Source organism: Allobosea sp. 05L423 (assembly GCF_056397745.1).
On record NZ_JBFTOA010000003.1, the window covers coordinates 510221 to 534038 of the forward strand.

General features: G+C 63.8%; 30 protein-coding genes. 16 read left to right on the forward strand and 14 right to left on the reverse strand.

The genetic code is table 11. The features are described from left to right. Positions 1–57 precede the first annotated feature (57 nt). The gene (gene cimA, locus AC1DNE_RS10545) at positions 58–1656 is read left to right on the forward strand and encodes a citramalate synthase (protein WP_476765948.1); all 1599 of its coding nucleotides are present in this window, start codon (positions 58–60) and stop codon (positions 1654–1656) included. A 126-nt stretch (positions 1657–1782) separates the two neighbouring features. Here the strand turns inward: cimA and AC1DNE_RS10550 are convergent, their stop codons facing one another. After that, on the reverse strand, positions 1783–2124 hold the full coding sequence (locus AC1DNE_RS10550; RefSeq protein ID WP_441468501.1) for a hypothetical protein: 342 nt from the start codon (positions 2122–2124) through the stop codon (positions 1783–1785). Positions 2125–2297: 173 nt separating this feature from the next. Between AC1DNE_RS10550 and AC1DNE_RS10555 the strand changes: the two genes are divergently transcribed. The 4 genes from AC1DNE_RS10555 to AC1DNE_RS10570 all read left to right on the forward strand — a co-directional run bounded on the left by AC1DNE_RS10555 (position 2298) and on the right by AC1DNE_RS10570 (position 6895). Beyond that, entirely contained in the window at positions 2298–4208 is a 1911-nt protein-coding gene (locus AC1DNE_RS10555; RefSeq protein ID WP_441468500.1) for an ABCB family ABC transporter ATP-binding protein/permease, read from the forward strand. 213 nt (positions 4209–4421) lie between these two features. Next, the gene (locus AC1DNE_RS10560) at positions 4422–4910 is read left to right on the forward strand and encodes a hypothetical protein (RefSeq protein WP_441468499.1); all 489 of its coding nucleotides are present in this window, start codon (positions 4422–4424) and stop codon (positions 4908–4910) included. A 359-nt stretch (positions 4911–5269) separates the two neighbouring features. Further along, a complete protein-coding gene (locus AC1DNE_RS10565) occupies positions 5270–5971 on the forward strand; it encodes a phosphatidylserine decarboxylase (RefSeq protein WP_441468498.1) in 702 nt (233 codons plus the stop codon). Positions 5972–6049: 78 nt separating this feature from the next. Then, complete coding sequence (locus AC1DNE_RS10570) at positions 6050–6895, forward strand: CDP-alcohol phosphatidyltransferase family protein (protein ID WP_476841027.1); 846 nt, start codon at positions 6050–6052, stop codon at positions 6893–6895. Positions 6896–6967: 72 nt separating this feature from the next. Here AC1DNE_RS10570 and AC1DNE_RS10575 read toward each other — a convergent pair whose 3' ends face one another. Further along, on the reverse strand, positions 6968–7351 hold the full coding sequence (locus AC1DNE_RS10575) for a hypothetical protein (protein ID WP_441468496.1): 384 nt from the start codon (positions 7349–7351) through the stop codon (positions 6968–6970). Between the two features lie 296 nt (positions 7352–7647). On the opposite strand from AC1DNE_RS10575, the gene AC1DNE_RS10580 reads away from it, so the two are divergent. The 3 genes from AC1DNE_RS10580 to yacG all read left to right on the forward strand — a co-directional run bounded on the left by AC1DNE_RS10580 (position 7648) and on the right by yacG (position 9358). Further along, the gene (locus AC1DNE_RS10580) at positions 7648–8256 is read left to right on the forward strand and encodes a Maf-like protein (RefSeq protein ID WP_476765949.1); all 609 of its coding nucleotides are present in this window, start codon (positions 7648–7650) and stop codon (positions 8254–8256) included. A gap of 84 nt (positions 8257–8340) precedes the next feature. After that, positions 8341–9162 (forward strand): SDR family NAD(P)-dependent oxidoreductase, encoded by an 822-nt coding sequence (locus AC1DNE_RS10585; RefSeq protein WP_441468494.1) that lies wholly within the window; start codon positions 8341–8343, stop codon positions 9160–9162. Beyond that, positions 9155–9358 (forward strand): DNA gyrase inhibitor YacG, encoded by a 204-nt coding sequence (gene yacG / locus AC1DNE_RS10590; RefSeq protein WP_441468493.1) that lies wholly within the window; start codon positions 9155–9157, stop codon positions 9356–9358. The genes AC1DNE_RS10585 and yacG overlap by 8 nt, the downstream gene beginning before the upstream one ends. A gap of 23 nt (positions 9359–9381) precedes the next feature. On the opposite strand, the gene AC1DNE_RS10595 is transcribed toward yacG, so the two are convergent. After that, positions 9382–9588 carry a hypothetical protein gene (locus AC1DNE_RS10595; RefSeq protein WP_476765950.1) on the reverse strand — a complete coding sequence of 69 codons (207 nt, stop codon included), beginning with the start codon at positions 9586–9588 and terminating at the stop codon, positions 9382–9384. A 125-nt stretch (positions 9589–9713) separates the two neighbouring features. Here AC1DNE_RS10595 and AC1DNE_RS10600 point away from each other — a divergent pair, with 125 nt between their 5' ends. Together AC1DNE_RS10600 and AC1DNE_RS10605 are read left to right on the forward strand one after the other, a co-directional pair. Continuing rightward, on the forward strand, positions 9714–9980 hold the full coding sequence (locus tag AC1DNE_RS10600) for a hypothetical protein (RefSeq protein ID WP_441468491.1): 267 nt from the start codon (positions 9714–9716) through the stop codon (positions 9978–9980). Between the two features lie 11 nt (positions 9981–9991). After that, complete coding sequence (locus AC1DNE_RS10605; protein WP_476765951.1) at positions 9992–10276, forward strand: hypothetical protein; 285 nt, start codon at positions 9992–9994, stop codon at positions 10274–10276. Positions 10277–11286: 1010 nt separating this feature from the next. On the opposite strand, the gene AC1DNE_RS10610 is transcribed toward AC1DNE_RS10605, so the two are convergent. Further along, the gene (locus AC1DNE_RS10610) at positions 11287–11544 is read right to left on the reverse strand and encodes a hypothetical protein (RefSeq protein ID WP_476765952.1); all 258 of its coding nucleotides are present in this window, start codon (positions 11542–11544) and stop codon (positions 11287–11289) included. Positions 11545–11564: 20 nt separating this feature from the next. Then, positions 11565–11792, reverse strand: coding sequence for a helix-turn-helix domain-containing protein (locus tag AC1DNE_RS10615; RefSeq protein ID WP_476765953.1), 228 nt, complete (start codon positions 11790–11792; stop codon positions 11565–11567). Between the two features lie 94 nt (positions 11793–11886). Between AC1DNE_RS10615 and AC1DNE_RS10620 the strand changes: the two genes are divergently transcribed. From AC1DNE_RS10620 to AC1DNE_RS10630, 3 genes are all read left to right on the forward strand, one after another. Beyond that, entirely contained in the window at positions 11887–12144 is a 258-nt protein-coding gene (locus AC1DNE_RS10620; protein ID WP_476765954.1) for a hypothetical protein, read from the forward strand. Between the two features lie 116 nt (positions 12145–12260). After that, positions 12261–12662, forward strand: a complete 402-nt coding sequence (locus tag AC1DNE_RS10625) for a hypothetical protein (protein WP_476841028.1) — start codon at positions 12261–12263, stop codon at positions 12660–12662. Beyond that, positions 12659–12853, forward strand: coding sequence for a hypothetical protein (locus AC1DNE_RS10630; protein ID WP_476765956.1), 195 nt, complete (start codon positions 12659–12661; stop codon positions 12851–12853). Before AC1DNE_RS10625 ends, AC1DNE_RS10630 begins: the two co-directional genes overlap by 4 nt. Positions 12854–13080: 227 nt before the next feature. Here the strand turns inward: AC1DNE_RS10630 and AC1DNE_RS10635 are convergent, their stop codons facing one another. Continuing rightward, positions 13081–13581, reverse strand: a complete 501-nt coding sequence (locus AC1DNE_RS10635) for a hypothetical protein (RefSeq protein WP_476765957.1) — start codon at positions 13579–13581, stop codon at positions 13081–13083. Positions 13582–13925: 344 nt separating this feature from the next. Between AC1DNE_RS10635 and AC1DNE_RS10640 the strand changes: the two genes are divergently transcribed. Beyond that, positions 13926–14570 carry a hypothetical protein gene (locus AC1DNE_RS10640; protein WP_476765958.1) on the forward strand — a complete coding sequence of 215 codons (645 nt, stop codon included), beginning with the start codon at positions 13926–13928 and terminating at the stop codon, positions 14568–14570. A 299-nt stretch (positions 14571–14869) separates the two neighbouring features. Here AC1DNE_RS10640 and AC1DNE_RS10645 read toward each other — a convergent pair whose 3' ends face one another. After that, on the reverse strand, positions 14870–15028 hold the full coding sequence (locus AC1DNE_RS10645) for a hypothetical protein (RefSeq protein ID WP_476765959.1): 159 nt from the start codon (positions 15026–15028) through the stop codon (positions 14870–14872). A gap of 101 nt (positions 15029–15129) precedes the next feature. Here AC1DNE_RS10645 and AC1DNE_RS10650 point away from each other — a divergent pair, with 101 nt between their 5' ends. Both AC1DNE_RS10650 and AC1DNE_RS10655 read left to right on the forward strand, forming a co-directional pair. Then, complete coding sequence (locus AC1DNE_RS10650; RefSeq protein ID WP_476765960.1) at positions 15130–15780, forward strand: hypothetical protein; 651 nt, start codon at positions 15130–15132, stop codon at positions 15778–15780. Positions 15781–15902: 122 nt separating this feature from the next. Further along, complete coding sequence (locus AC1DNE_RS10655) at positions 15903–16757, forward strand: serine protease family protein (protein ID WP_476765961.1); 855 nt, start codon at positions 15903–15905, stop codon at positions 16755–16757. A 105-nt stretch (positions 16758–16862) separates the two neighbouring features. On the opposite strand, the gene AC1DNE_RS10660 is transcribed toward AC1DNE_RS10655, so the two are convergent. The 7 genes from AC1DNE_RS10660 to AC1DNE_RS10690 all read right to left on the reverse strand — a co-directional run bounded on the left by AC1DNE_RS10660 (position 16863) and on the right by AC1DNE_RS10690 (position 23805). Further along, complete coding sequence (locus AC1DNE_RS10660) at positions 16863–17561, reverse strand: hypothetical protein (RefSeq protein WP_476765962.1); 699 nt, start codon at positions 17559–17561, stop codon at positions 16863–16865. After that, positions 17561–17689 (reverse strand): hypothetical protein, encoded by a 129-nt coding sequence (locus tag AC1DNE_RS10665; protein ID WP_476765963.1) that lies wholly within the window; start codon positions 17687–17689, stop codon positions 17561–17563. Before AC1DNE_RS10665 ends, AC1DNE_RS10660 begins: the two co-directional genes overlap by 1 nt. Then, positions 17689–21117, reverse strand: a complete 3429-nt coding sequence (locus AC1DNE_RS10670; protein ID WP_476765964.1) for a phage tail length tape measure family protein — start codon at positions 21115–21117, stop codon at positions 17689–17691. Before AC1DNE_RS10670 ends, AC1DNE_RS10665 begins: the two co-directional genes overlap by 1 nt. Beyond that, positions 21114–21476, reverse strand: coding sequence for a hypothetical protein (locus AC1DNE_RS10675; RefSeq protein WP_476765965.1), 363 nt, complete (start codon positions 21474–21476; stop codon positions 21114–21116). Before AC1DNE_RS10675 ends, AC1DNE_RS10670 begins: the two co-directional genes overlap by 4 nt. Positions 21477–22064: 588 nt before the next feature. Continuing rightward, the gene (locus AC1DNE_RS10680) at positions 22065–22286 is read right to left on the reverse strand and encodes a hypothetical protein (protein ID WP_476765966.1); all 222 of its coding nucleotides are present in this window, start codon (positions 22284–22286) and stop codon (positions 22065–22067) included. After that, a complete protein-coding gene (locus AC1DNE_RS10685) occupies positions 22283–22789 on the reverse strand; it encodes a hypothetical protein (RefSeq protein ID WP_476765967.1) in 507 nt (168 codons plus the stop codon). The genes AC1DNE_RS10680 and AC1DNE_RS10685 overlap by 4 nt, the downstream gene beginning before the upstream one ends. Further along, positions 22786–23805: a phage major capsid protein gene (locus tag AC1DNE_RS10690; RefSeq protein ID WP_476765968.1), complete on the reverse strand. Its 1020-nt coding sequence runs from the start codon at positions 23803–23805 to the stop codon at positions 22786–22788. The genes AC1DNE_RS10685 and AC1DNE_RS10690 overlap by 4 nt, the downstream gene beginning before the upstream one ends. Positions 23806–23818 lie beyond the last annotated feature (13 nt).

Here is a 23818-nt window from a genome sequence, read left to right on the forward strand (position 1 = left end):
GGTCATGCTGGCGATGGTCGTGCCGCGCGTCGTCCGCTTCAAGCTGAGGCGGGAGCGATGAGCGCGGCCCGCGTCCATCTCTTCGACACGACGCTGCGCGACGGGGCGCAGACCACCGGGGTCGATTTCTCGCTCGACGACAAGCGCGCCGTCGCGGCGCTGCTCGACCGGCTCGGCGTCGATTATGTCGAGGGCGGCTATCCCGGCGCCAACCCGCTCGATACCGCCTTCTTCGAGCAGAAGGCGACGAAGCAGGCGAAGTTCGCCGCCTTTGGCATGACCAAGCGGGCAGGGCGCTCGGCGGCTAACGACCCCGGCATCGCCGCGCTGCTGGCGGCGAAGGCCGATGCCATCGTCTTCGTCGCCAAGGCCTGGGACTACCATGTCCATGTCGCGCTCGAGATCTCGCTGGAGGACAACCTCGCCGGCATCGCCGAGAGCGTCGCCGCGGCGAAGGCCGCCGGTCGCGAGGTGATGCTCGACTGCGAGCACTTCTTCGATGGCTACAAGGCCAACCCGGACTATGCGCTCGCCTGTGCCCGCACCGCTTTCGAAGCCGGCGCCCGCTGGGTCGTGCTCTGCGACACCAATGGCGGCACGCTGCCGGACGAGGTCGGCGCGATCGTGCGCGAGGTCGCGAAGGTCGTTCCGGGCGAGCATCTCGGCATCCATGCCCATGACGATTGCGGCTGCGCCGTCGCCAATTCGCTCGCGGCGGTCGAAGCGGGCGTGCGCCAGATCCAGGGCACGCTCAACGGCCTGGGCGAGCGCTGCGGCAATGCCAATCTCGTCACGCTGATCGGCGCGCTCAGGCTCAAGGAGCGCTTTCGCGACCGTTTCGAGCTCGGTGTCAACGACGCTCAGCTCGCTGAGCTGACCCATGTCTCGCGCGCGCTTGACGAGATGCTGAACCGCGCGCCGAACCGCCACGCGCCCTTCGTCGGCGCCTCGGCTTTCGCGACCAAGGCCGGCATCCACGCCTCGGCCGTCCTGAAGGACCCCCGCACCTACGAGCACGTCGCGCCGGAAGCGACCGGCAATACCCGCAAGGTCCTGATCTCCGACCAGGGCGGCAAGTCGAACCTCGTCGCGGAGCTGGAGCGCATCGGCGTCACGCTCGGGCGTGACGATCCGCGGCTCAACCGCGTGCTCCAGGAGGTCAAGGACAAGGAAGCGCAGGGTTACGCTTTCGAGGGCGCCGATGCCTCCTTCTTCCTGCTGGTGAAGCGCATCCTCGGCGAGGTGCCGGACTATTTCGCGGTCGAGCGCTTCGCGGTGAATGTCGAGCGCCGCTACAACGCGCTGGGCGAGCTCGTCACCTTCTCCGAGGCGATCGTGAAGGTGAGGGTTGGCGATGACCTGCTGATCTCGGCGGCCGAAGGCGATGCCGGGCCGGTCAATGCGCTCGATATCGCCTTGCGCAAGGATCTCGGTCGCTACCAGTCGCTGATCGAGGGGCTGCGGCTGGTCGACTACAAGGTGCGCGTGTTCCAGGGCGGTACCGACGCCGTGACCCGCGTGCTGATCGAGTCGGGTGACGAGACCGGCGAGCGCTGGACCACGGTCGGCGTCAGCGCCAACATCATCGACGCCTCGTTCCAGGCGCTGGTCGACTCGATCACCTACAAGCTGGTGAAGGCTGGTGCGACGGCTTGAGCGCGGTCGCCCCGTCATGCTCGGGCTTGACCCGAGCATCTCTCGCGGGAGGAGCTTCCTGACTCCTGGTGCCGAGATTCTCGGGTCCAGGCTACGCTTCGCCCGAGAATGACGGTCTTGTGCCTGTCACTCCGTCAGGCGGATGACGCGGTCCCGGCACAAATCCATGTCGGCGTCGCTGTCGGCCTCGTCTTCGAATTTCCCCTGTACCGTATAGGCGCAGCCCTGCGGCTTGTTGAGCTTGAGTGCGACGCTCTTGCCGGGCGCCAGTGGCTTGGCGAGCTTGGCGACGAGGCGGGGCTGTTCACCGGCGGTCGCGATCTCGAAGCTGTTGAGCGGAACGCTGCGCTGGTTGGTGATGGTGATCTGCGCATGCGGTTTGCCGGACTGCGCGGCGGCGGGCAGCGCCGTCAGCGCGAGAGCGGCGGCGGCGCCGAGTGCCATGGCGACAAGATACTGATCTCTCATGGTTGTTTCTGTCCCCGATCCTGAGCGTCCTGCGCTCTGACCGGATCAGACACCGGGCTTTCGACGAGAGCAAGGCGGGTTTCGGGCGAGACCGTCGCTGCTTTCGGAGCAATCCCACATGCATCGGCGCGCGATTGCGTCTATACGGGCACGCCAACTGGAATCGTGTGAAAATGTCCGCGCCGTCAGCGCCGCCCCCGGCGCCGAGCTTCCATCGCTCCGCCGTGATCCAGCCGGGTTCCGGCTTCTTCGCCACCTTCCGTGCGCTCTGGCCCTATCTCTGGCCGGCGGAGCGCGCCGATCTGCGCAGCCGCGTCGTCGCGGCCTTCGCGCTGATGGTGGCCGGGCGGCTCGTGCTGATGGGCGTGCCTTTCACCTTCAAATGGGTGACGGACGCCCTGGCCGGCACCTATTCGAACCTCGAGAACTGGTTGCCCTGGCTGGTCGGGGCGCCGCTCGCACTGACCGTGCTCTACGGCCTCGCCCGCGTCGGTTCTGCTGCCTTCGTGCAACTGCGCGACGCCATCTTCGCGCCGGTCTTCATGCATGCGGTGCGCACGCTGGCGCTGCAGACCTTCGGTCACCTGCATCATCTTTCGCTGCGCTTCCATCTCGAGCGCAAGACCGGCGGCCTGACCCGCGTGCTGGAGCGCGGTCGCAACGGCATCGAGGAGATGGTCCGCCTCGGTCTCAACCAGCTCGTGCCGGTGATCATCGAGGTCGTGCTGATCATCGCCGTGCTGCTCTACCTGTTCGACTGGCGCTATGTTGTCGTGCTGGTGGCGATGGTCACGACCTACATGACCTACACCATCAAGGCCACGGAGTGGCGCATCGCCATCCGCTCGGCGATGAACGAGTCCGACACGGACGCCAACGCGAAGGCAATCGACTCGCTGCTCAACTACGAGACGGTGAAGTATTTCGGCGCCGAGGCCCGCGAGACCGCCCGCTACGACCAGTCGATGGCGCGCTACGAGCGCAATTCGGTCAAGTCCTATACCTCGCTCGCCTGGCTGAACTTCGGCCAGGCTGCGATTTTCGCGGTGGGGCTGACACTGTCGATGGTGATGGCGGTGCGGGGCTTCCAGGCCGGCACCAACACGGTCGGCGATCTCATCCTGATCAACTCCATGCTGATCCAGCTCTATTTGCCGCTGAATTTCATGGGCACCGTCTACCGCGAGATCAAGCAGGCGACGCTCGACATCGCACAGATGTTCTCGCTGATCGGCCGCGACCCCGAGATCCAGGACAAGCCCGGCGCGAAGCCGCTGCAGGTCCCGGCCGGGGAGGTCTCCTTCGAGAACGTGCAGTTCGCCTATGTGCCCGAGCGGCCGATCCTGCGCGGCGTGTCTTTCAAGGTTCCGCCCGGCCGCACCGTCGCCATCGTCGGTCCCTCCGGCGCGGGGAAATCGACGATCTCGCGCCTGCTCTTCCGCTTCTACGAGCCACAGGGCGGTCGCATCCTCATCGATGGCCAGCCGATCGCCGATGTTCAGCAGGTCAGCCTCCGCGCCGCGATCGGCATGGTTCCGCAGGACACGGTGCTGTTCAACGACACGATCGAGTACAACATCCTCTACGGCCGCCCCGAGGCGACCATGGCGGAAGTCGAGGAGGCCGCGCGCCTCGCTCAGATCGATCGCTTCATCCGCCTGTTGCCGGAAGGCTACGCCACCTCGGTCGGCGAGCGCGGCTTGAAGCTCTCCGGCGGCGAGAAGCAGCGTGTCGCCATCGCCCGCACCATCCTGAAGGGGCCGCCGATCCTGGTTCTAGACGAGGCGACCTCGGCTCTCGATTCCTTCACCGAGAAAGAGATACAGGACGCGCTCGATCGGGTCAGCGAAGGTCGCACCACGCTGGTGATCGCCCACCGCCTCTCCACCGTCGTCAACGCCGATGAGATCATCGTGCTCGACAAGGGCGTCATCGTCGAACGCGGCCATCATCGCGACCTGCTCGCCGCGGACGGCGTCTATGCCGCGATGTGGAACCGCCAGCGCGAGGTCGATGAGGCCAAGGCCACGCTCCAGCGCGCTACCGAGGCGGAAGGCGAGAGCGTCAGGGTGAGCCTGACGTAGAAACTGGATTAGCCGCGGGCGTCATGCTGGCCCTTGTGGCGAGCATCCACGCCTTGAACACCGCTCTTCATCAGTGAAGACGTGGATGGTCGGGACGAGCCCGACCATGACGGCAAGGGCGCCGGCGCCCGGCCAGCTTAAAACCGCTCGCAACTTCGGCGCGTTTCCGGCATGCTCCGGCCGCAGGGCAAAGGCACTGGGGGAGCGGCTGCCATGTTTGATCCGACGACATTCGTAGGTTTTCACACTTGGCTCAGCCTGATCGCGATCGTGGCCGGGTTTCCGGTCGCGGCCGGCTTGCTCCATGGGCATACGCGCCCGGGCTGGACCGGGGTTTTCCTGTCGACCGCCTTCGCCACCAGCGCGACCGGTTTCGGCTTTCCCTTCAGCGGCGTGCTGCCATCCCACATCATCGGCGCGATCCACATCGCGCTGGTCGGGATTGCCGCCTTCGCATTGTATGGGCGCAGACTGGAAGGAGGCTGGCGTCGCACCTACGCGATCACCGCGATGCTGTCGTTCTACCTGCTGGTCTTCGTGCTGGTGGCGCAGATGTTCGGCAAGATCCCGGCCTTGCGGGCGCTGGCCCCGACCCAGTCGGAACCGCCCTTCGCTATCGCCGAGGCGTTCGTGCTGTTTGCCTTCGGCTTCCTGACCTGGAAGGCGGCGGTGCGCTTCGTCCAGATGCCACGGATCGCCTAGGCGCGGTGCTGCCGCTTCGAAGGTTCAGTGCCCGCCGGTGATCAGCGCGACCTGCTTCCGGGGGGGCGCCGCTGCTGGGCTGCGGCCGATGCACCTTTCGATGCCCCGGCACTCGCCGTGGCCGTCGCCATGCCTCTCTCCCGCGTTGGATCCGTTTCCTCGCAGGTGAACCGGGGTGGACAACGTGGATTCCGGCTCGAAGAGCGTTTGAGCGGTGAATCGGCGGCAATGTCGCAGCTAACGGGCTTTCCCTGGCGGGCAGAACGCCCTAAATCAGCGCAACGCCTGTGGCCGTCCATGCTAGGGCATCGTCATTCACGCGCGCTCGGCGCGCCGACACGTTCAACGGATACCGCCTCATGTCTCTCGTCGATTCCGTCCGCAAGGTGATCGTGCCCATCCACAAGGAGGGCTATGTCTTCATCGCCATCGGGCTGGTCGCGACCATCGTGCTGGCCAATCTCTGGTCGCCCTTCGGCTGGGTCGGCGCGATCATCACGGTCTGGATCTGCTATTTCTTCCGCGATCCCGTCCGCGTCACGCCGCAGCGGGAAGGGCTGGTGATCTCTCCCGCCGACGGCCGGATCAGCCAGATCGCCCAGGCGCTGCCGCCGCCGGAGCTCGAGCTGCCGGCCGAGCCGATGACGCGCATCTCGATCTTCATGAACGTCTTCGATTGCCACGTGAACCGCGCGCCGGTGCCGGGCCGCATCGCGAAGATCGCCTATACGCCGGGTCTTTTCCTCAATGCCGAGCTCGACAAGGCGAGCGACGACAACGAGCGCAATGCACTGGCCATCGAGACGACCTCCGGCATTGTCGGCGTCGTGCAGATCGCGGGCCTGGTCGCGCGCCGCATCGTGCCCTTCGTCAAGCAGGGTGACACACTGGCGACGGGCGAGCGCTTCGGCCTCATCCGCTTCGGCTCGCGCGTCGACGTCTATCTGCCGACGCACATCGCGCCGCTGGTCGGCGTTGGACAGACCGCGATCGCCGGCGAGACCGTGCTGGCCGACATGAGCGGCAACGAGCCGATCGCGCGCAGTTTCCGCGACATCTGAGGGTAGGGTGGGGACGACGTGCCCCGCCTCGACCTCCGCTGCTAGCGCGGATTTGAGAAACCGCGTATTTCGGCAGACATGAGCGACCTGTTTCCTCCTTTCGAGCCCGAGCGCGCCGAGTCAAAGCGCGCTCGTTTCAAGCCGATCCCCTTCCGGCTGCTGGCGCCCAACGTCATCACGCTGCTGGCGCTCTGCCTGGGCCTGACGGCGATGCGCCTCGTCGTCGAAGGCAAGCTCGAGACGGCGACGATCTRCATCCTGATCGCCGCTGGTCTCGATGGCGTCGACGGGCGTCTGGCGCGCCTCCTCAAGGGCACCTCACGCTTCGGTGCCGAGCTCGATTCGCTCTCGGACTTCGTCAATTTCGGCGTCGCCACCGGCTATGTGCTGTGGATCTTCGTCTTGCACGATCTGAAGTCCTTCGGCTGGATCATCGTGCTGACGCTGGCCTGCGCCATGGCGCTGCGCCTCGCGCGCTTCAACGTCATGATCGACGATCCTGACCGGCCTGAGTGGCAGAAGGACTTCTTCGTCGGGATGCCCGCACCGGCGGGCGCGATCACCGCGATGCTGCCGGTCTATCTGCACATCATCGGCGTTCCCGTGCAGGAATATGGCGCGCTCTTCGTCGGCATCTACATTCTGTTCATCGCCTTCCTGACGATCTCGCGCATCCCCTGCTATGCCGGCAAGACGCTCGGCACGCGTATTCCGCGAACCCAGGTGCTGCCGATCTTCGTCGCCGTCGTGATCGTGGCTGGGCTGCTCTTCGCCTACACCTTCGAGGTGCTGACGGTCGTGGTCGTGGGCTATCTCGCGCTCATCCCGGTGAGCGTGGCGCGATACCGCAAGCTTGAGCGCGAGCACAGCCTGCTCGCGCCGGCCGCCGTTGTGGCCGGCGACGCTCCGCAAGAACCAGTCTGAGCTGCGAGCCGGAGCCCGTTCCGATCAGGTCGAATCAACCTGATCGGAAAAGCTGTCTGCAGGCGTGGGTTCTTAGCGCCGACCGCCGCTGAGCCGGGCGGCGTTGGCGCGTGTGCGCCGCGCAAAGGGCTCGAGCGTGCTGTCGGCGACCCGGACAGCTGCGGACGCCAGGTCGAACTGGCCCGGCAAATGGAGCGCGAGACCCCACCAGAGCGCCGTGGCCGCCTGGGTTGCGGCCACGCTGCTCTCGACCACAGCCGAAACCTTCTCCAGCACGGCGTTGGTCGCCTCGCGCTGGCCGTGGCTGTCGCCGAAGGCGCCCTTCATCAGAATCGGCATCCGCATCGCGATGGTGAGGCCGGCTTCGGCCTGCATGGTCAGCACGCGCGCGGCAAGCACTTGTGCATCGGCTCCCGTCGCGATGGCGGAGCGCGATGACTTGCGCGTGCTCGGCATGGACAAACTCCCAAAACGATGCGGCGTAATGCCGAGGGGAAACGACTCTGCCGCTGCAAGCCGAGCTTGGCAATCGATAGTATACCAATTTTCCCGCCCTGCTTTTATGCAGGACGCGCAGAATAAGCGTCTCCAATGACGGTTGACGCATGTGGTTCGCGCCGCGGTTGCGGATTTATCGCTGCGCCGAAATGCTCTAAGGCTGGTCGTGCGCCGGCCATTTCTCCGGCGACGGAAAAGCGTCGGGCTGTCTTTTGAGTTTTTTCTCCACTCCCAAACATCCTGGCTGGCGCCCGATGCTCGTGCTGGCCTCGGCTTCCCCGCGCCGCCTCGCATTGCTCGAGCAGGCCGGGCTGAAGCCGGATGCGCTGTTGCCGGCCGATCTCGACGAAACCCCGCGCAAGGGTGAGCGCCCGCGCGATCTCGCCCGCCGGCTCGCGCGCGAGAAGGCGGAGGCAGCGCGCGAGGGCGCGAAGGCGCGGGCGGATCTGGAGGGCTGCTACATCGTTGCGGCGGATACGGTGGTCGCTGTCGGCAGGCGCATCCTGCCCAAAGCCGAGATCGTGGACGAGGCGGCAGCTTGCCTGCGCCTGCTCTCCGGTCGTGCGCATCGCGTCTATACAGGCGTCGCACTGGTAACGCCGTCGGGAACGATTCGAGACCGCATCGTCGAGACGCGGCTGCGCTTCAAGCGCCTCTCGACGGAAGACATCGAGCACTACCTCGCCTCCGGCGAATGGCGCGGCAAGGCGGGCGGCTATGCCGTCCAGGGCATCGCCGGCTCCTTCGTCATCAAGCTGGTCGGCTCCTATACCGGCGTCGTCGGCCTGCCGCTCTACGAGACGGTCAATCTGCTCGGCGGCGAGGGCTTCCCGATTCGCTTCGGCTGGATGAACGCAGCCTGACGGGGTTGCCTCTCCGCACACGACGTCTGATCCTCGCATGACAGCTGCGCCGCTCGGACAAGGCGCGCGAGGGAGGATGAAGAGATGGCGGGGCGTCTGAGCGGCAAGGTCGCGATCGTGGCCGGAGCGGGGTCGATCGGACCAGGCTGGGGCAATGGCAAGGCGACGGCGACGGTTTTTGCTCGCGAGGGAGCGCAGGTCGTCTGCGCCGACATCAACCGCGATGCTGCTGAGGAAACCGCCGGGATCATCCGCAACGAAGGCGGCGAGGCCTTCGCGATCCAAACCGACGTCACCAGGGCCGAGCAGGTCGCCGATCTCGTTGCCCACGCGCTCGGCCGCTATGGCCGCATCGACATCCTCGACAACAATGTCGGCATAGCCGAGGTCGGCAGCGTCGTCGATCTCCCGGAGGAGGTCTGGGAGCGCGTCTTCCGCGTCAATCTCACCGGTGCCTTCCTGGCGATGAAGCACGTCATCCCGGTCATGCAGCGCCAGTTCGAGGAGACGGGCGAGGGGGGCTCGATCATCAATATCTCGTCGATCGCCTCGATCCGCCATACTGGCGTACCCTATGCAAGCTATTCGGCGAGCAAGGCTGCGCTGAACCAGCTGACCCGCACGACGGCGGTCCAATACGCCGCGCAGAAGATTCGTGCGAATGCGATCCTGCCCGGGCTGATGAAGACGCCGATGGTCGAGCATTCGGCAGGTCTGGCCAAAGCCTATGGCGAAGGTGACGTCGAGGCGATGTGGGCGGCGCGCGCCGCACAGGTGCCGATGGGGCATATGGGGGAAGCCTGGGACGTGGCCAACGCCGCGCTCTTTCTCGCCAGTGATGAAGCGCGCTATGTCACCGGCATCGAACTGGTCGTCGATGGAGGCATCACGCTCAAATATGACTGAAATCGACAAGCCGGCGCCGGCCGCGAAGCCCTGTGCGATCTGCGGCAAGCCCGCGGTGGCGCGCTTCAAACCGTTTTGCTCGGCGCGCTGCGCCGATATTGACCTCGGCCGCTGGCTGAAGGGTAGCTACGTGATTCCCGGCGAGCCGGTCGAGGAGGCCGAAGAGGCTCCGCCCCAACCCGAAAGCGAGGGGTGAGCCGCGTCCTTCGCCCGGAGGCTTCACTCTTCGGGCGAGCCATACCCCTGCGGTGCGCTGTAGCTCTGTCGATCCGCCTGGCGCTCATCGCGCTTCTGCCGGTCGCGGGCGGCGGTCATGACGCAATTCGCGTAGGCATCGCAGCGCGACCTGTCTTCGACAATGGGATCCGGGGTGCTCGCGCAGGCGCTGAGAACCAGGGAGATGGCTGATGGGGCGATGATCCTCATGGCCATCAGCATGAGATGCCGGGTGGCCGTTTCGCGGCGAGAACTGGGCGCGGCGGGAATATGTGGGTTGCAACTGCCTCCCGATCGTTTGCTGCAAGCCGGACTTGGAACTGCTAGGTTATGGAATGACCGATTTTCCCGACATCATCCGCTCGCCATTGTCACAGAGCTTCACCGAGGACGGCGTCACCGTCCAGGTCGAGATCTTTCGGGTCGACGGTACCGAGGGCTGGACGCTCGAACTCATCGATGAGGAAGGCGGCTCGACAGTCTGGCAGGACAGCTTCGCTACGGACGCGGAGGCCTTTGCGGAATTCACCGACGGCGTCGAGCAGCTCGGTCTGGCGAAGCTGATCGACCCCGACGAGGACGATCTCGCGACAGTGCACTGAACGGCGCTATCATGGCCTATACCGACGAGCTCGACGCGGTCATCGCCTGCGAGCAGCGGCTTCGCCGGCAGATTGCCATTCGCCTGGCGGAAGAGTCCGGGATTCCATCGGGCTGCGGCCTCTCCGAGGAGGCGCGGGCCGCAGCCGATGCCGCGATCGAGGCATGGTGTGCCGAGGGCGAGGAGCAGCAGGATCTGGCGGCCTTCAGGCCGCTTGGACCTCTACAGGAGCTGCTCGCGGAGCATCGCAGCATCGTCGAACGAATCGAGGATATGCGCGACAGGCGCCTGGGGTAGAGCGGCCGGAGCGACGGTTTGAGGCTCCGTCGAGGCGCGGGCGATGTCCGCAGAGCCTCCTAGCTGTCCTCCCTCAACCAGATCGGGGTAGCGATTCGACATTGAAACGCCGGTTGCCGCGGCGTTCGGCCTGTGTTCGTGTTCGATCAACGAACAAGAAATGCAGGGAGGTTCAGGTGCTGTTCAACAGTCGTTTCCTCGCCGTCTGGATGAGGACGGTCATTGTCGCTGCCATCTTTGCCGCCGTCGTGGTGCCGATGGTGGTCGCGCATTAGCTTCAGCGTGTGACCCCGATTTAATCCGGCTGTAACCGCCGAGCGGGTTCGTTCCCTTTAAGAGCATAGCCACTCGTCTTTGGAATGGGCCCGCCAGACATGGCCCTCGAAGGCGAGCCCGGCGCCGGCGCCTGCGGAGAGGGAGCGCGCCGTTGGGAGGCGGCATCGCTCCCTCTCCAACACACCGAAGTCTTGCAGCGCCAGTCGAGCACGGGCGCAACGTTCCGGCGCAATCATCCGATCGAATGACGAAGGCGTCACACTCCAACGCTAGGTCATAACGAGGCCTGACCACTCTCATGCCGCGCCAGCCCCTGCGGTTGGCCATTCGGCTTGGCGGTCGGCGGGTTCCTAGCTGGCGAGGTCGATATGGATCGTCTGATTGGTTCGCTATATCTCGCTGCCATCACGCTCACGATGACCGCGTGGATCGGACTGGTCGGCTACGGCGCCTGGCACTTCCTGTTCTGAGAATCCCAGGGCCGCTCCCCGTTTGCCGGGCAACGACACGAGCCCGCGGTAAGCCAGCGTGGCGGAAAAGCTAAGTCAACGTCTGGAAAAGAAATGGTGCCAGGGGCGGAGATGCGTTTTCGAGCTAACGCATTAAAGAATCAGGCAGTTCGATTCCCGTTTGGAAACAAATCGGCCAACGCAACGGCCAACAAGTCCGTTCGCGCACGTGGTTCGGTTCCCTATTTCTGGACAGATTGTCGCAGCGCTCCCTTTGGTTGTCGCTCAGAGCACAATCTCGCGCTGCCGAGAGAATCCTTGATCGTCGAAACCCTCGTCGCCTGGCAGCTCGTCGAACGCTGCATCGAGCTTCCGGATATCCCAGACGCGCCGGCGGTCGATCTCTTTAGCTTTGGGCATGCGGCCGTCCCCGACCATCTCGAGGAACTTGGTGACCGACACCCCGATGTAATCTGCCGATTCTGCGCACGACAGACCGCGCCGGGGCCCTAGTCGCCGCACCGCATCGTCAGGGGCGAGCAAAGGATCTCCGCGGCGTCGCGTCATTTCCTCAGCCGCACTCCAGCGCCTTCGCCATTCTCAGCGATGAAGATTACCCCGGCGCGCTCTAGCGCCGATCGCAGAGCCTCGAGCGTAACATCGCGAGGCGCCCGAGCTCCGCGCTCGAAATCGACAATGCTGCGGAGGCTGACCTTTGAGCCCTCGGCAAGCTTCTCGCGAGACCAGTCGAGCAGAGCGCGTGCCGCGCGGGATTGGGCTGGTGTCAGCATTGCGTCATCCAAGTTGCACTTTTTATGTTGACATAAAAAGTGCGATATCGCACTTTTATTGCGTACTTAACCTTAATGGATTCGAAAGCACAAGATGACGACGAGCACCAACTCGGCGGCCGAGATCGGCTTGCCTGAAGAGCGCTTTCCCGCCGGATGGTATTGCATCAGAGGCAACAGCGACAATCGTCTGCCGGCAGGTGAGCATGAGGCGTTTATCCGCCCGCTGCCTGCGAGCTCGCGGCTGTACATGGAGGTTGAGATCGGCGGCTTCGTGCCAATGCACTTCGCCGGACCGAGGGCCACCATTGAGGCTATGATCGTGGCCAAGATTCCAGGTCATACGGGCTAGACCCACCCTCCATGCGTCGCCTGGCTGCATGTGGACTCCCGGAAAGGCCTATGCTGCGATGCGTATAATCGCGGCCGGGCTTGTACCGACCAGCAGTCCGGAAGAGCTTGCCCATTATGCCCGCGCCGCCGAGATCAAATCAGATCCGTTTCTCTGTCGACCCTCGCGACATCTCGCCTGAGAAAGCTGCTCGCCGGCTTCACCTGACACTCACGCAATTCGAAAGGGTGCTTCCCCGGTTGCTGGCGCGAGGGTTCCCGCCGCCTGATCCCGATACGGGGAATTTCGATCTGAAGGTGATCGACTTATGGATGGACGGCCGGGTGACAGTCACCGCGGCTGCAAGCCCGAGGGGAGCGCGGGAGATGGCGGGTTTTCGGCGGTCGCTGCTGGATGACCAGCAGGGATCGGTCGTCGACCAGCCGCGGCCGTTGGATGCGCGGGCTATCGGCGATCCCCGGTCTGTAGCGGAGCGACTGGCGCACCTGAAAACACGGAAGAAGCCCAACAATCCATGAGTGAGGAAGATGCGAGCCGGGCCGCTTCTAGGAGCGCGAGTGGTTTCGATGAGATCGACCGAGAAGCGCCGCTGACGCTCACGGCGGCCGCGGAGCGCGCCTTCCCTGATGGGACGATGACGGTGCGCACGCTACGCGCTGAGCGCGACAGAGGCCGCCTCGAAACCTGGATCATCGGCAAGCGCGAATAAACTTCGCTCGCGGCCATCGGGAAGATGATCGAGCTGTGCCGCAGCAAGCCCCGCGCCGCAGCCAGGGAAAAGGCCGCCAGCTCGTCGGGATCGTTCGATATCGCGAAGACGCGACCCGCACCGGATTCCGGCCTTCGCAGCTTAGAGCGGCTCCGGGAGCGCTTAAACCGAGAAAAGCAAGGAAAGAGACTTCGGCCGGCGCGGTGACAGATCGAATGGCCGACTTGCTAAACCCGTCGCCTCAGGTGGGTCCGAGCAATCTCCTCAAGCTGCTTCCGTGAGCTTTCCATTATGACCATGGCGCTACGGCCCCGCTCAGAGTGAGGCTGGTCGCCGTTGTCGAGTTCGCTAAGCTTTTTGGACATCAGCTGATAAGCGTCGTTGAACGCGTCTGGCAAAATGAGACCGTCACGGGTTGCGCGGCGACGGCCAACTGCGCCCGTCTCAAGCCACTCTTTGTTCAGTTCGCCGAGAGCTGCTCTGAGCGACACATTAGTTTTTGATGCCTCGGCGAGCTCCGACAGCCGAAGCACCATGCGCTCGCCTTCCCGCACGCTGCTTATGATCTCTCCGAAGGCCTCGCGTTGGAGCTCCCATAATCGTTCTCTCCTCGAACGACGTCCAGTAAGAAAGCTCGTGGCAAAGACTGCAGCGATGGTGCTGACCGCCGTGATGAGCGCGCTCCAAGGGAAAGCCGTAACGAATGCGGTCCAAACCTGCTCACTCACCGTCCGCCCCACTGCCCGAGATGATCACTTCCCGCACCCGTAAGTCTTGCCGCCGCCGCCCGCCTGGTAGCTGAACTTGGCTGCCCTCGATCGAGGCTCAGACAAATAACTCGCGCACCTCGGTTACGCCGTTCCACAAGAGGATGGAGCGGCCTTGAAGGCGCTGTAAAGGCGCCTACGCCCAACGGGGCTGCCAACCCAGAGTGATCCACGGTCAATCGCGCCTTACAGCCGACCTCGATCCTCTCGGTGTCTCTACTGGCGATGCCGGTTCTGGCGAAAGTCGACTCGACGGAAGCTTTCGGCGTGTGCTCTTCTCAGTAGATGGTAACGCAGGCTGCACGATGAGCATTGATGAAGAGAACCGCGAGGGGTTGTTCAAACCGGCCGACGCTGCTGATCAGCTCGAGATCCGCAAGTACCTTCGGGAAGGCTTCGGACGCGAGAGCCGAAGGAAACTTGAGAACTGGTTTGAGGGCGCGAAGCTCTTTTCCAACCAGGTTCATGAAACCCGTAAGCTCGCGCTTCAAAGCTCCGTGGAGTACGGGAAGATTTTCGTCCGAATGGCTGTTTTGCTGAACGGTGGTGCGATGATCGCGCTGTTAGCGTTCACGAGCTCACTATTCGGAAAGTCGAGCGACACCACCGTCGCCATTACTTTCGCATCCCAGCTCAGCGACGCCTTTGTCCTCTATGCGGGCGGTTTGGCGTCGGCCGCGATCTGCGCGGCGATCGGTTATCTCAACTGGGCTTGGGTCTATGCCTCGCATCTTAGCGAAGGGCACATGTTCAGGCTTGTTGCGGCCGGAAATGCCTTCGATGGCACTGATCTTGAGGAGGAGCAGGCTGAGTTCGACAAGAACGACTGGAAAGTCGATGTTTCATATCGTGCAGGCGTTGGCTTCGGCTTCCTCTCGCTAGGCTTGTTCTGCTGGGGCTGTTTCAAGGTGGCAGGTGCGTTCACCGTGCTCGGCGTCTTGGTCCGCTGATGTCGAAGTACCACCTCGCGCTTACGGAAGCGGAACGCGTGCTCTTGGAGCAGATGGACCTCCGCTTAAAGCACCCATCTCACGCAGAGGGGCGAGCTTCATATCTGAGCAACCGGGAGCCAATCCTAGCTCTCCTAAAATCGCTTCACGATCGATCCGCGTTGCCGGCGAGTCGAATTCGCTACTGGAAAGATCCTGCGTGCAACACGGGCCGGCTCAAGGGATCAAATGAGAGTCTTTTCCGAAGGCACGGCACATACGGAGCCGATATCTACACTGATCCTCACTTCGTGCCCTTCCTACGCTATTTTCTCTTTGGCGCCGATCTTCCGCAGAACGTCATCGAAGCCTTTGAGGAGCATGTCGGGAACCCTGAATGGGTGACTTCCGGCGATGTCGTTCCCATGGGAAAATTCGCCCGCAATCTGACGCGGCGGTTCGGCCTTGAGCGCGACCATGTCTCAGAAGAGTTCTTCAAACTGTGCCTAGACATGGGCTTAGACCTTTCAATCGCACAAAGCGTGCGTCGGGCAGTCATGCAGGTGAGATAGGAGCACAGATGGCCGCCGACGACATGCCAACTCGACTAGTGACGCTCGTCAGCGAGATTTTATCTTCCGCTGGACTGCCGGGCGGCACGCTGTTGGCGAAGGCGGTCGAGCGCGAAATGGAGCGCCGGAAGAATGCCGCGCTAGAGCTTCTCATCGATGCATTGAAGCAGGGCGATGAGCAAGGTGTTCATATCGACAACGAGGACGCCGAGCAGTTCGCCGGGATGATGCTCCGCTTCATGTCTGCCGCGAAGGATGGAGCGGCAAGAAAAAACCTCCGTCTCATGGCGCGCCTAGTCATCGGCTTGAAACGCGAAGGGCCGTTCGAGGATGACCAGTTCCAGCGCTGGGCCGGCATACTCAAGGACATGACTGCACTTGAGATCGAAATCATTGCCGAGTGCTATCGCGTCATGCGGAAGGAAAACGTAGTCCGTCCCTGGGCGGATGCCTTTCAGGCGCTCTCAGCCCACCACAATCGGGATGATATCCTTCAGTCAGCGGCGGCTCTGCTACGCACAGGGTTGCTCGTGCCCGATATCTTGGCAAGCGGCATGTCGTACGAGCCGAGCAGCGCCGTCCTCACGCTTGGGTCTCTAGCGAGCTTCGAACGCGGCGGCGCGGAGACTGCTGACGAAGTGGACCTGGCCAAGGGCTGACCGGAGATTGCGAGAGCAGCCGCCTCTGATGCCCGAGGTTAAAGGCAAGGCTCGAGATAGGGGGGCAAATGCCTGAACACGGGACCAGAAGCACATATTCGCAAGCGCCCTTCCAGATATTAATGTACGATCGCGGCGGTATTATCTCATCCGGGACAGCATTCAATTACGAGCATGATGGAAAGCGCTTTTTGATCACTAATTGGCACAACGTGTCGGGACGCAATTTCCAGACGAAGGAAAAACTTGATGTAAAGACTGGACGGGTACCTACACACTTGATTTGCAAGATCGCTCAATGGTGTCCTGAGAACGAGGGAAGCGTTAGGCAATACTCGATAATGCCGCGCCGGATTGAGTTATTTGATGATCCGAGTGCGATGCTCGACCCTCTTTGGTTGGAGCACCCAGAACTCGGATCGACCTGCGATGTCGTCGCCATTGAGCATGCGAAACCGACATCGGAGCCGGAATTTATGCACTGGCCCGTGAACAAGATTAGCCATATGAGAATCCCCGTAAAACCGGGACAGCCGGCATTTATTATCGGCTTTCCCGAAGCGCTAAGCACCGGGTATGGGCTTCCGATTTGGAAATCCGGCTATATCGCGTCCGAACCTTATTACTCGGTCACGATTGGGGGTGAATTGACGATATCTGGCGCCAGGGCTGGCGGCTTGTCGATTCCAGCATTCTTCATTGACAGCCAAACTAGGCGGGGCATGTCGGGTTCGCCGATATTTGCATCCTTCACCGGAATGTGGAGTACCACCGATCCTTACGAGAATGTCGACCCGGACGAGCCAAACTTTTGGAACCGGGCCGACGTCGCTTTGCATGCGACCGGTATTGAATTCGCAGGTGTCTATAGTGGTCGGGCACCGGGGCAAATCGATGACGCTGCGCTCGGACTGTGCTGGCGAAAAGACGTTATCGATCAGATTTGTGCTGGTGGTGTGCGCGGCGCAGTGCCTTGATTTTATCAGCGCGCTAGGCGCCACACACCCAGAGTTGCGCTCAAGCCTCCATCCTTCGCCAATCGACCGACACGCTGATGCAGAAGGTGCTACCAGCCCCGCTAGCTATCGCGCGATCATCTGCGCCATAACCTTGGCGAAGACGGTTCCAGTCAGGCCCGGATTGAAGTTGTGCTGATACTGGAGCTGGAAGATGTGCGTCGATCCGACAATTCCCACATCAAAACAGTCGGTCATGCCCTGGTTAGCGCCTAGAGCCGGTGGGATCACCGAGTTGAAGATCTCGTGTATGTAGACCGGCACCCCGTTCACCAAGAGGCGGATGATCACCGCACCGACCTGGTTAAATCCCGAAAGATTCTGCACGGTCGCGTGATCGCGCAGCATGATCAGCGGGAATGCTTGACCGCCACCATTGGCAACTGTCAGCGTCAAGGGCGCGCCGAGGTTGCTCCACTCGGTTTCGCCGGGCGGCAAAGCTGCTGTGCCACCAGTCATGCCCAAGGCCGAAAACCCGTTTTTCATATTGGCGGCAGTTATCGCCCCATCGACAAACAGGTCGCCGTTGATGCGGGTGTTTCCATTGAGCAGCAGTTGGCCCGTTCCAGTCGCCTGAAACATCGGTTGCGGCTGGCCGCCGGCTATCGTGGGATGCTGTAATGTGAACGAGTCCGCATCAAACACCACACGCGACGTTCCATCCGACATAGCATCCATGCGGAAGGCGTTGGCCGTCCCTTGGACCAAGTCACTGCGGCGGTTGCCGTCGCCCTCAGTGACGACGTCGAGAGTTTCGTTGGCCATTACTGCACCTCACTCATCATCGACTGCAATCCATCAGCCTTGGCTTGCAAGGTTTCCGCTGCAGCCAGCTGAAAGCCGGTGACACGTCCTCGCGATACGCCGTCGCTCGCGAAATCGAACGCCGACATCAGAGTCCCGCCACGCGATTTTTGCGGACTGCCTGGACCGCTCGGACGGCAAGCCCGGGGATCACTCGCTTGAGTTCATCGATCTCGCGAGGCCCGGCTCCCTGTGCGTTGACCTGGAAGATCACAGGAGCATCTCGGCCGCTCGCCGTGTTGGAATTCGCAGCAGACTGCACCGCGGCCATCACACCGAGCTGCCCCGCGCTATTGCGGCGTAGCGGCATCACCGCCTCCGGGCCGGCCTCTCCCGCAAGGCCGCGCCGAACCGTGCCACCTTCCGCGAAACGGAAGAGCGTGGGGCTGGTCAGAACGGAGTTCGAAAACGCAGCCCCCCTTGCGAAGGGCACCGCGCCGCCGTGAGAGAACACGCCTCCATTCGCGTAAAGACCGCCGGCGCCGGGCGTCATGCCGCCTCCGCCGAACAGAGAGCCGAAGAGACCTCCGCCACCGGAAAAGAGCGACCCGAAGAGGCCTCCGCTGCTCGACCCGCCGAACATCCCCTTGAACAGCCCAGAGATCAGTTGGTCGCTGGCGAGATCGAAGAGCTTCGTCGCGAACTTATCCAGGACACCCCGCAGGGCCTCCATGCCGCTCTTCCCGGAACGCAGGTCGCTGATGAAGCCCTTGAGGGCGTCGCTGGACACCGATTTCGTCTCGCCCAACAGTTGGTTGAATCGCATCTGGTCGGCGATTGCCGAATCCATGCCCACGCCAGTGCCGCGCAGACGGGACGCGATCTGCTGCTCGCCGGAGGCGCGGCCGAGTTGATCGCGCTCGAACTGGACGTCCTGCGTCAGCTTCACCGACGCGGCGGCCTCGCGCAGCCGGCCATACCGGTTTGCGGTCTGTTCGATTGCAGCGGCAAGCTCCCGCGTGACGGGCACGCCGTTGGCCGCCAGCTGGTTGTAGAGTTCCTGTGCCTTTTCGGCGCGGCCGGTCTCGTAGGCCGAGGCGGTTAGAGCTTTCGCCTGAATCTGAAGCGCCCGCTCTTGCTCGCCGATGTTGTCGTTCGCACTGCGGCTGACAGAAGCATAGTTCTCGGTCGCTGTTGCCGCCTCTCTGCTCTGCGCGATGGACGTGGCAAGGTCCGGAGGACTGGCGCCGCGCACCCGCCCGCCGGTGGGCTCGACATGCCAACTTTCGTTCCGCAGAGGGAACGTCAGCCCGAATTCGCCCGCGCGCCGGTGAGCCTCTTCACGGGCCTGCGGTGTGGCAAACCGCAGGTCAGCGGCCATGCCCTTTTCGTGCTGCGAACTGCCCGGCGGCGCCACCCATTTGCGCGCCGCTTCGGTCGAACCGTATTTCTCCAGCGCCTCCGACCACAGCTCGGCCTGACGCTTCGTCGAGCGGAAACCCGAGGTGACGCTGATACCGGGGATCGTTTCAATCAGGCGCCCGAGGCTCGACGCGAACGCTTGATCCATGCCGTGGACAGCGGCGGAAGTGGCCGGCAGCGCCGTCGAAGCGCCCGGCGTGCCGACGGTGCCAAACCGCTCGCGATTGTTACGTTCTTCGATGGCGATCTCTGCCATCCGGCGCTCATGGGGGCGCAAGCCCGCCAGGCTCTGCTGGTCGCGGGCGTCGCGCAGGGCGTCGCGGCCCTCGCGGTTGGCTTGGGCCTGAACCTCGGCCGCCTTCCGGTTCATTGCGATCTCGCGCTCGGCCGTGGAGATTTTCTCACCTGAAAGCCGGAGACCTTCGCGCGCGACTTCGATGGCAACACGCTCCTCCAGCGTCCTAGCACTGATCGCGCGCATCGCCAGGTCATGTGCCAGGCGCTCGCGCTCCACGCTCGGAAGCAGGGTTCCGATCGCGCCTTTGACGCGATCCAATGCCCGGCCCCACTCCTCATATTCTGGCGCGCCCTTATTGAGTTTGCGGGCCTCATCCAGCTTCGTCTGAAGGGCAACGAGCTCCTCCATCTGCTTGCGATAGGGGTCGAGCTGATCGGCGATGGCTGACGCGGCGAGGCTGGCGTTGCCTGCTTTTGCAACACGGGCGTCAATTGCTTCTCTCTGACGCTCCAACTCGACGATGGCCTCAAGCGGGCGGATCTGCGCCTCGAGCATCCGAAACTGGTTTGCAACGCCGAGGCCCGGGGTCTGCTGGAGGCGGTCGCGCTGCTGCTGCAGCGAGGCCAACCGCTCCGCATCGGTCGAGCCATTGAGAGCCCGGCCAAGCGCGTTGTCTGCCTCCGACACGGAACGCTTCACGCTCTCCCAGGCGCGAGCAAATAGCCCGGTCCGCTCGGTCGCCCCTTCGACCTGCTGCGCGAAGGTCTGCATCAGGGTTCGCTGCGCGCCGAGCAAGTCGCCGGCCGCCTGCTGCGCCTGCATCCACCGGAGCGCTGCCGAGTTCAGACCGCCAATCTTGCCCGCAAGCATTTCCGCGCCGCGCGACGGATCGGCGAAGGCGCTGGCGAGCTCCTTCATGGAATCGTCCATGCCCAAGCCGGTGAAGGTGGCGAAGTCCTTCGCGAAAGAGCCGAGGCCGGGCAGTTTGGTGGGGTCGACGCGGCCCGTAGAGGCGAAAGCGGCACTGATCTCCCGCGCGCTCGCGGTCGAGACCTTTCCGGCAGCGGCCTCTGCGGCAGCGAATCTGTTGATTCCGGCGAGCGAGACACCAGAAGCTGCACCTACACCGCGTAGCGCATTCTCCACCTGTCTCTGCGCATCGGCATAGCTGATCGCCGAGTAAGCCCCTGCCGCGAGGATTGCACCTGCGCCCGTGGCAAGGCCTGCTCCCGACGACGCGAACCGCAGCGCGCCGCCGCCGATTTGGCGGATGACGCTGCCGATGCTGGCGCTGGTCGTCGCGAACACGTCCGCCACCTGTGCGCCCTGGCTGGCCAGGATCGCGAACGGGCTCTGCCCCATCGCAAGCATGGTCCCGATATCCCCGACCTGCCGGCCGAGGTTGATGAGTTCGTATCTCGCTAAGCCGGTGGAGCGGGTAAATTGGCCGGTGCTGGCGACGGCGTTCGTGTTCGCCGCCTGCAACTTGGTGAGGTTGACCGACTGCGCCGCCAGGCGCTCATTCACGTCATGGACCACCGGCGCGAGCATTGTGAACCCGCGCTGCCCAACCTGCACGGCATCTGCGGTCTGACCAAATTTTCGCTGCAGGCCTTCCACGAGCGCACCGGCGCGCGTGGTGTTCACTGCGCCGGTTTCGAGCGCCCGATTGATCTGCCGGAGGCCAGCTTCGAACTTCGCCTGATGGCCATAGCCCGTGATCCATGCGCGTGACATGGCCTCGACCGCACGCGAGGTCTTTCCGGCCGCGGCATCCTCTGAAGCAAGGACCGCCCCCAGCCGCTCGCTCGAGGCGATGCCCTGCTGGTCGGCAGCGACCTTCGCTGCCATGCCGCGTTGATAGCCGCTGGCGTCGAATTCGCTAGCGATGCGGAGGGAGGAGAGCTTGACGGTCATTGTAGAAGCTCCCCGGTCTTTGCAGCTCGGCGTCGTTCCTGGCGGTTCGGCTTCGTGACAACGGCCTGATCGAGATCTGCCGCCGCGGCGCCCATGGCTATTCCGAAAGCGATCTCGCGGGCGGCCTCGTACACGGCGATTCCGGCAAGACCAGCGCCGCATGTAGCCAGCTCGAGGCGGCGTCGTGACCGCTCGTCCAGATTGCGCTGGTGCCATTCCGCCATGGTGATCGTGATCATGGCATCCCGTGCCCACGGCTCCGCGCCAAGCACTGCGTCGCCAACCGCGCGGATCTGGCGGCCAGCGAACTCGGTGCCTTCGATCGTGCCGAGGTTAGAGCAGGCTTCGATTGTGATCATGCGGCGATTTCCTCGGACAAGTATTTCGCCTTGCGACGGCAGATTCGGCGCCCATAATCATTAATGTCCACGATCAGGCTCCGATCAGCTTCAAGTCTTTGGCTAGGCGCCGACAGGTGGCTGCGGCGCGGTCCACGGCGGCTGCCAGTGCGATCCGATCCTTGAGAAAGAACACGCTATCGGCCTGCTCCTCCCGCTCGACACGTTGGAGCTCTGCCAGCCGGGCGCGTGCGGCGAGGTAGTCGACGAGAACGTCACTCTCGATCGCCGCAACCGGCCTCCCAGCAGCCCGGCGCAGTTCGCAAACCCTCCGAAACGCGCCCTTATCTGCCTTAGACAGGCCTCGCGGTGGGATCGGATCACGGTCCGCTGCCGGTGAATCCTCCGATGGCTGCGGCTTTCTCGGCATCGCTCACCCTTCAGGACTGGATAAAAATCGCGGAGAACGCCCCTCCGCTGTGAATAAAATCGGCCTATGCCGGGACCGAGATCGCGCCAGGATTTCCGGCAGGCAGAATTTTTTGCGCAAACGAGACCCCAAGCGGTGGAGGCCCCTTGATCGGCTTCGATGCGAAAGTACCCCCCCCTTCATTGGAGCTGCCCGGTCAGCGCCGCGGCATCGCTACCCTGCCGAAGGGCGAGCGCCACGGTCTCTTCCATCCATGCTGCCCAGACAGGATCGCGCTCAGCCTCGAAGGCAGCGAGCTCTTCGTCCGTGGCGCCCTGGTCAATGAGTGTGGCGCGCTCGCGCTGCCTGGCCTGCGACACGGCGGCAGACAGCTTCTCGCGGATGGTGGCTTCGACGATCATCGGGCGTCCCTCCCGTCCTTGCCCCGCTTGATCGCGAGCTGCCAGGCGGAGCTGGCGCCGGGAGCCTCGCCCTCCTTGGCCTCGCGCAGGGCTATCCAGCCGGAGCCGTCGGCGGTGACGAGCGAGCCTTTGCGGTAGGTGACGCCGGACCTCTGATAGACGCCGCAGTAATGGATGCCGCCGGCTTCCAGTTCGACGATGCGCGCGGACAGGGCGTCGAGCTTCTTGCCGCTCGGGGTTGTCTCTCGTTTGGCCAGCGCCATCTCAAGCTCGGCGCAACGCTGCTCAAGCTGTTTGATCCGGTCGCCCTGCCAGGTCGTGCGAAGGAAACCGATGGCACACATCGTTGCCAGGAGGGGCGCTAGGACATCGACCGGGAGCTCTTTGCCCTCTGGCCTGAAGAACTCCGTTTCGAGCTTGTCCGCCGTGACGGCGAAGACAGCGCTGCGCTCGTCCTCAGTCAGGTGCTTGGGGTACGGGGGAACATCGTGGTCATCGCTCATGACGCGGTGCCACCCCAGGCGACACCATTGAGGAGGGCAACAGCGCTACTCCGAAAGCGCTCCGCACCGAAATAGGCGACGGCGCGCACCGCGGTGGAGTTCATCTGAAACATCGAGGTCAACGCGGCAGCTGCATTCTCGGGATCGTTCTTGAGCTGGATGCTGGCGTTCTGTGAGAACTCGATCTGGATCTGGTCGATGTCGGCAGCGATCCCGCTCGCATCGATCAGCAAGACATGCCCCGGCGGCAGGGCGGCCGTGGTCAGGACGGGAACGCCCGCGGTTTCCCCGCCTGTGAGACCGAGAGCCGGAAAAGCGTATCCGCCGAGAGTGTCGCGAAGCAGCGAAGCGGCATTGGCGGTCTCGCTGCGTATCGCGAAGAACAGAGGCCCAGCGCCGGCGACGTTGACGGCCGCAGCCAGGGCGGCAATGTCCGCGACGGCCGCCTCCGCATCAGTCCCGCTGGAGGGTATCGCGGTGATGCCGGCGGCGACCACGCTGAGAAACGCAGCATCGATCGTTGCGGCGACGGCCCGGCGGAGTTCACGGTCGACGAAGGCAAGAGCCGCGGGCGCAGGGCTAGCTGCAACCTCCCGAGTGAGCGCGATGAGCGCGATGGCCTGGCGCGGCGCGAGTTGGCCCGCGGCGAGCGTCATCCGACCGACAGGGGCCGGAGCACCGTCCGCGACGATGGCGCCGGTGAGGGCGACCGACACGGAATTCACCGAGGTCCGGAGCGGTGCGGGAACCAGCCCATCGGCGAGGAGCCGGGCGAACACACTCTGAGACCGCAAGCTCTCAATGAACGTCGCCGTCATCGCCTGATAGCTCGCCAGGAGCCCAGCATAGGCCGGATCGGTTGTGTTTCCGGCCGGCACAGCCGCCTTGAGCAACTGCGCGACTCGGGGCGGGGCGCGCATGGCCTCGGCCAGCGTCGCGGCCTGGAGGGCTGAGCCGCGACCAGCCGCCATCAGTTTGGCGACGAGCGCAAGGTCGGAGGGGGAATGAAGCGTCATCGGCGGTTCCCTG

Excerpts from the sequence above, each read along its gene's own strand:
- AC1DNE_RS10665 (WP_476765963.1), bottom strand. The coding sequence starts at position 17,689 with ATGTCGGCGTTCGATTTCGCGAGCGACGGCGTATCGCGAGGACGTGTC.
- AC1DNE_RS10675 (WP_476765965.1), bottom strand. The coding sequence starts at position 21,476 with ATGATCACAATCGAAGCCTGCTCTAACCTCGGCACGATCGAAGGCACC.
- AC1DNE_RS10550 (WP_441468501.1), bottom strand. The coding sequence starts at position 2,124 with ATGAGAGATCAGTATCTTGTCGCCATGGCACTCGGCGCCGCCGCCGCT.
- AC1DNE_RS10580 (WP_476765949.1), top strand. The coding sequence starts at position 7,648 with ATGCTCGTGCTGGCCTCGGCTTCCCCGCGCCGCCTCGCATTGCTCGAG.
- AC1DNE_RS10575 (WP_441468496.1), bottom strand. The coding sequence starts at position 7,351 with ATGCCGAGCACGCGCAAGTCATCGCGCTCCGCCATCGCGACGGGAGCC.
- AC1DNE_RS10680 (WP_476765966.1), bottom strand. The coding sequence starts at position 22,286 with ATGATCGTCGAAGCCACCATCCGCGAGAAGCTGTCTGCCGCCGTGTCG.
- cimA (WP_476765948.1), top strand. The coding sequence starts at position 58 with ATGAGCGCGGCCCGCGTCCATCTCTTCGACACGACGCTGCGCGACGGG.
- AC1DNE_RS10560 (WP_441468499.1), top strand. The coding sequence starts at position 4,422 with ATGTTTGATCCGACGACATTCGTAGGTTTTCACACTTGGCTCAGCCTG.
- AC1DNE_RS10555 (WP_441468500.1), top strand. The coding sequence starts at position 2,298 with ATGTCCGCGCCGTCAGCGCCGCCCCCGGCGCCGAGCTTCCATCGCTCC.
- AC1DNE_RS10645 (WP_476765959.1), bottom strand. The coding sequence starts at position 15,028 with ATGGTCGCGCTCAAGGCCGAACCGCCGCGTCAGATTGCGGGCGAATTT.
- AC1DNE_RS10685 (WP_476765967.1), bottom strand. The coding sequence starts at position 22,789 with ATGAGCGATGACCACGATGTTCCCCCGTACCCCAAGCACCTGACTGAG.
- AC1DNE_RS10625 (WP_476841028.1), top strand. The coding sequence starts at position 12,261 with ATGCCCGCGCCGCCGAGATCAAATCAGATCCGTTTCTCTGTCGACCCT.
- AC1DNE_RS10660 (WP_476765962.1), bottom strand. The coding sequence starts at position 17,561 with ATGGCCAACGAAACTCTCGACGTCGTCACTGAGGGCGACGGCAACCGC.
- AC1DNE_RS10670 (WP_476765964.1), bottom strand. The coding sequence starts at position 21,117 with ATGACCGTCAAGCTCTCCTCCCTCCGCATCGCTAGCGAATTCGACGCC.
- AC1DNE_RS10615 (WP_476765953.1), bottom strand. The coding sequence starts at position 11,792 with ATGCTGACACCAGCCCAATCCCGCGCGGCACGCGCTCTGCTCGACTGG.
- AC1DNE_RS10600 (WP_441468491.1), top strand. The coding sequence starts at position 9,714 with ATGACCGATTTTCCCGACATCATCCGCTCGCCATTGTCACAGAGCTTC.
- AC1DNE_RS10650 (WP_476765960.1), top strand. The coding sequence starts at position 15,130 with ATGGCCGCCGACGACATGCCAACTCGACTAGTGACGCTCGTCAGCGAG.
- AC1DNE_RS10565 (WP_441468498.1), top strand. The coding sequence starts at position 5,270 with ATGTCTCTCGTCGATTCCGTCCGCAAGGTGATCGTGCCCATCCACAAG.
- AC1DNE_RS10620 (WP_476765954.1), top strand. The coding sequence starts at position 11,887 with ATGACGACGAGCACCAACTCGGCGGCCGAGATCGGCTTGCCTGAAGAG.
- yacG (WP_441468493.1), top strand. The coding sequence starts at position 9,155 with ATGACTGAAATCGACAAGCCGGCGCCGGCCGCGAAGCCCTGTGCGATC.
- AC1DNE_RS10655 (WP_476765961.1), top strand. The coding sequence starts at position 15,903 with ATGTACGATCGCGGCGGTATTATCTCATCCGGGACAGCATTCAATTAC.
- AC1DNE_RS10640 (WP_476765958.1), top strand. The coding sequence starts at position 13,926 with ATGAGCATTGATGAAGAGAACCGCGAGGGGTTGTTCAAACCGGCCGAC.
- AC1DNE_RS10585 (WP_441468494.1), top strand. The coding sequence starts at position 8,341 with ATGGCGGGGCGTCTGAGCGGCAAGGTCGCGATCGTGGCCGGAGCGGGG.
- AC1DNE_RS10595 (WP_476765950.1), bottom strand. The coding sequence starts at position 9,588 with ATGAGGATCATCGCCCCATCAGCCATCTCCCTGGTTCTCAGCGCCTGC.
- AC1DNE_RS10630 (WP_476765956.1), top strand. The coding sequence starts at position 12,659 with ATGAGTGAGGAAGATGCGAGCCGGGCCGCTTCTAGGAGCGCGAGTGGT.
- AC1DNE_RS10690 (WP_476765968.1), bottom strand. The coding sequence starts at position 23,805 with ATGACGCTTCATTCCCCCTCCGACCTTGCGCTCGTCGCCAAACTGATG.
- AC1DNE_RS10605 (WP_476765951.1), top strand. The coding sequence starts at position 9,992 with ATGGCCTATACCGACGAGCTCGACGCGGTCATCGCCTGCGAGCAGCGG.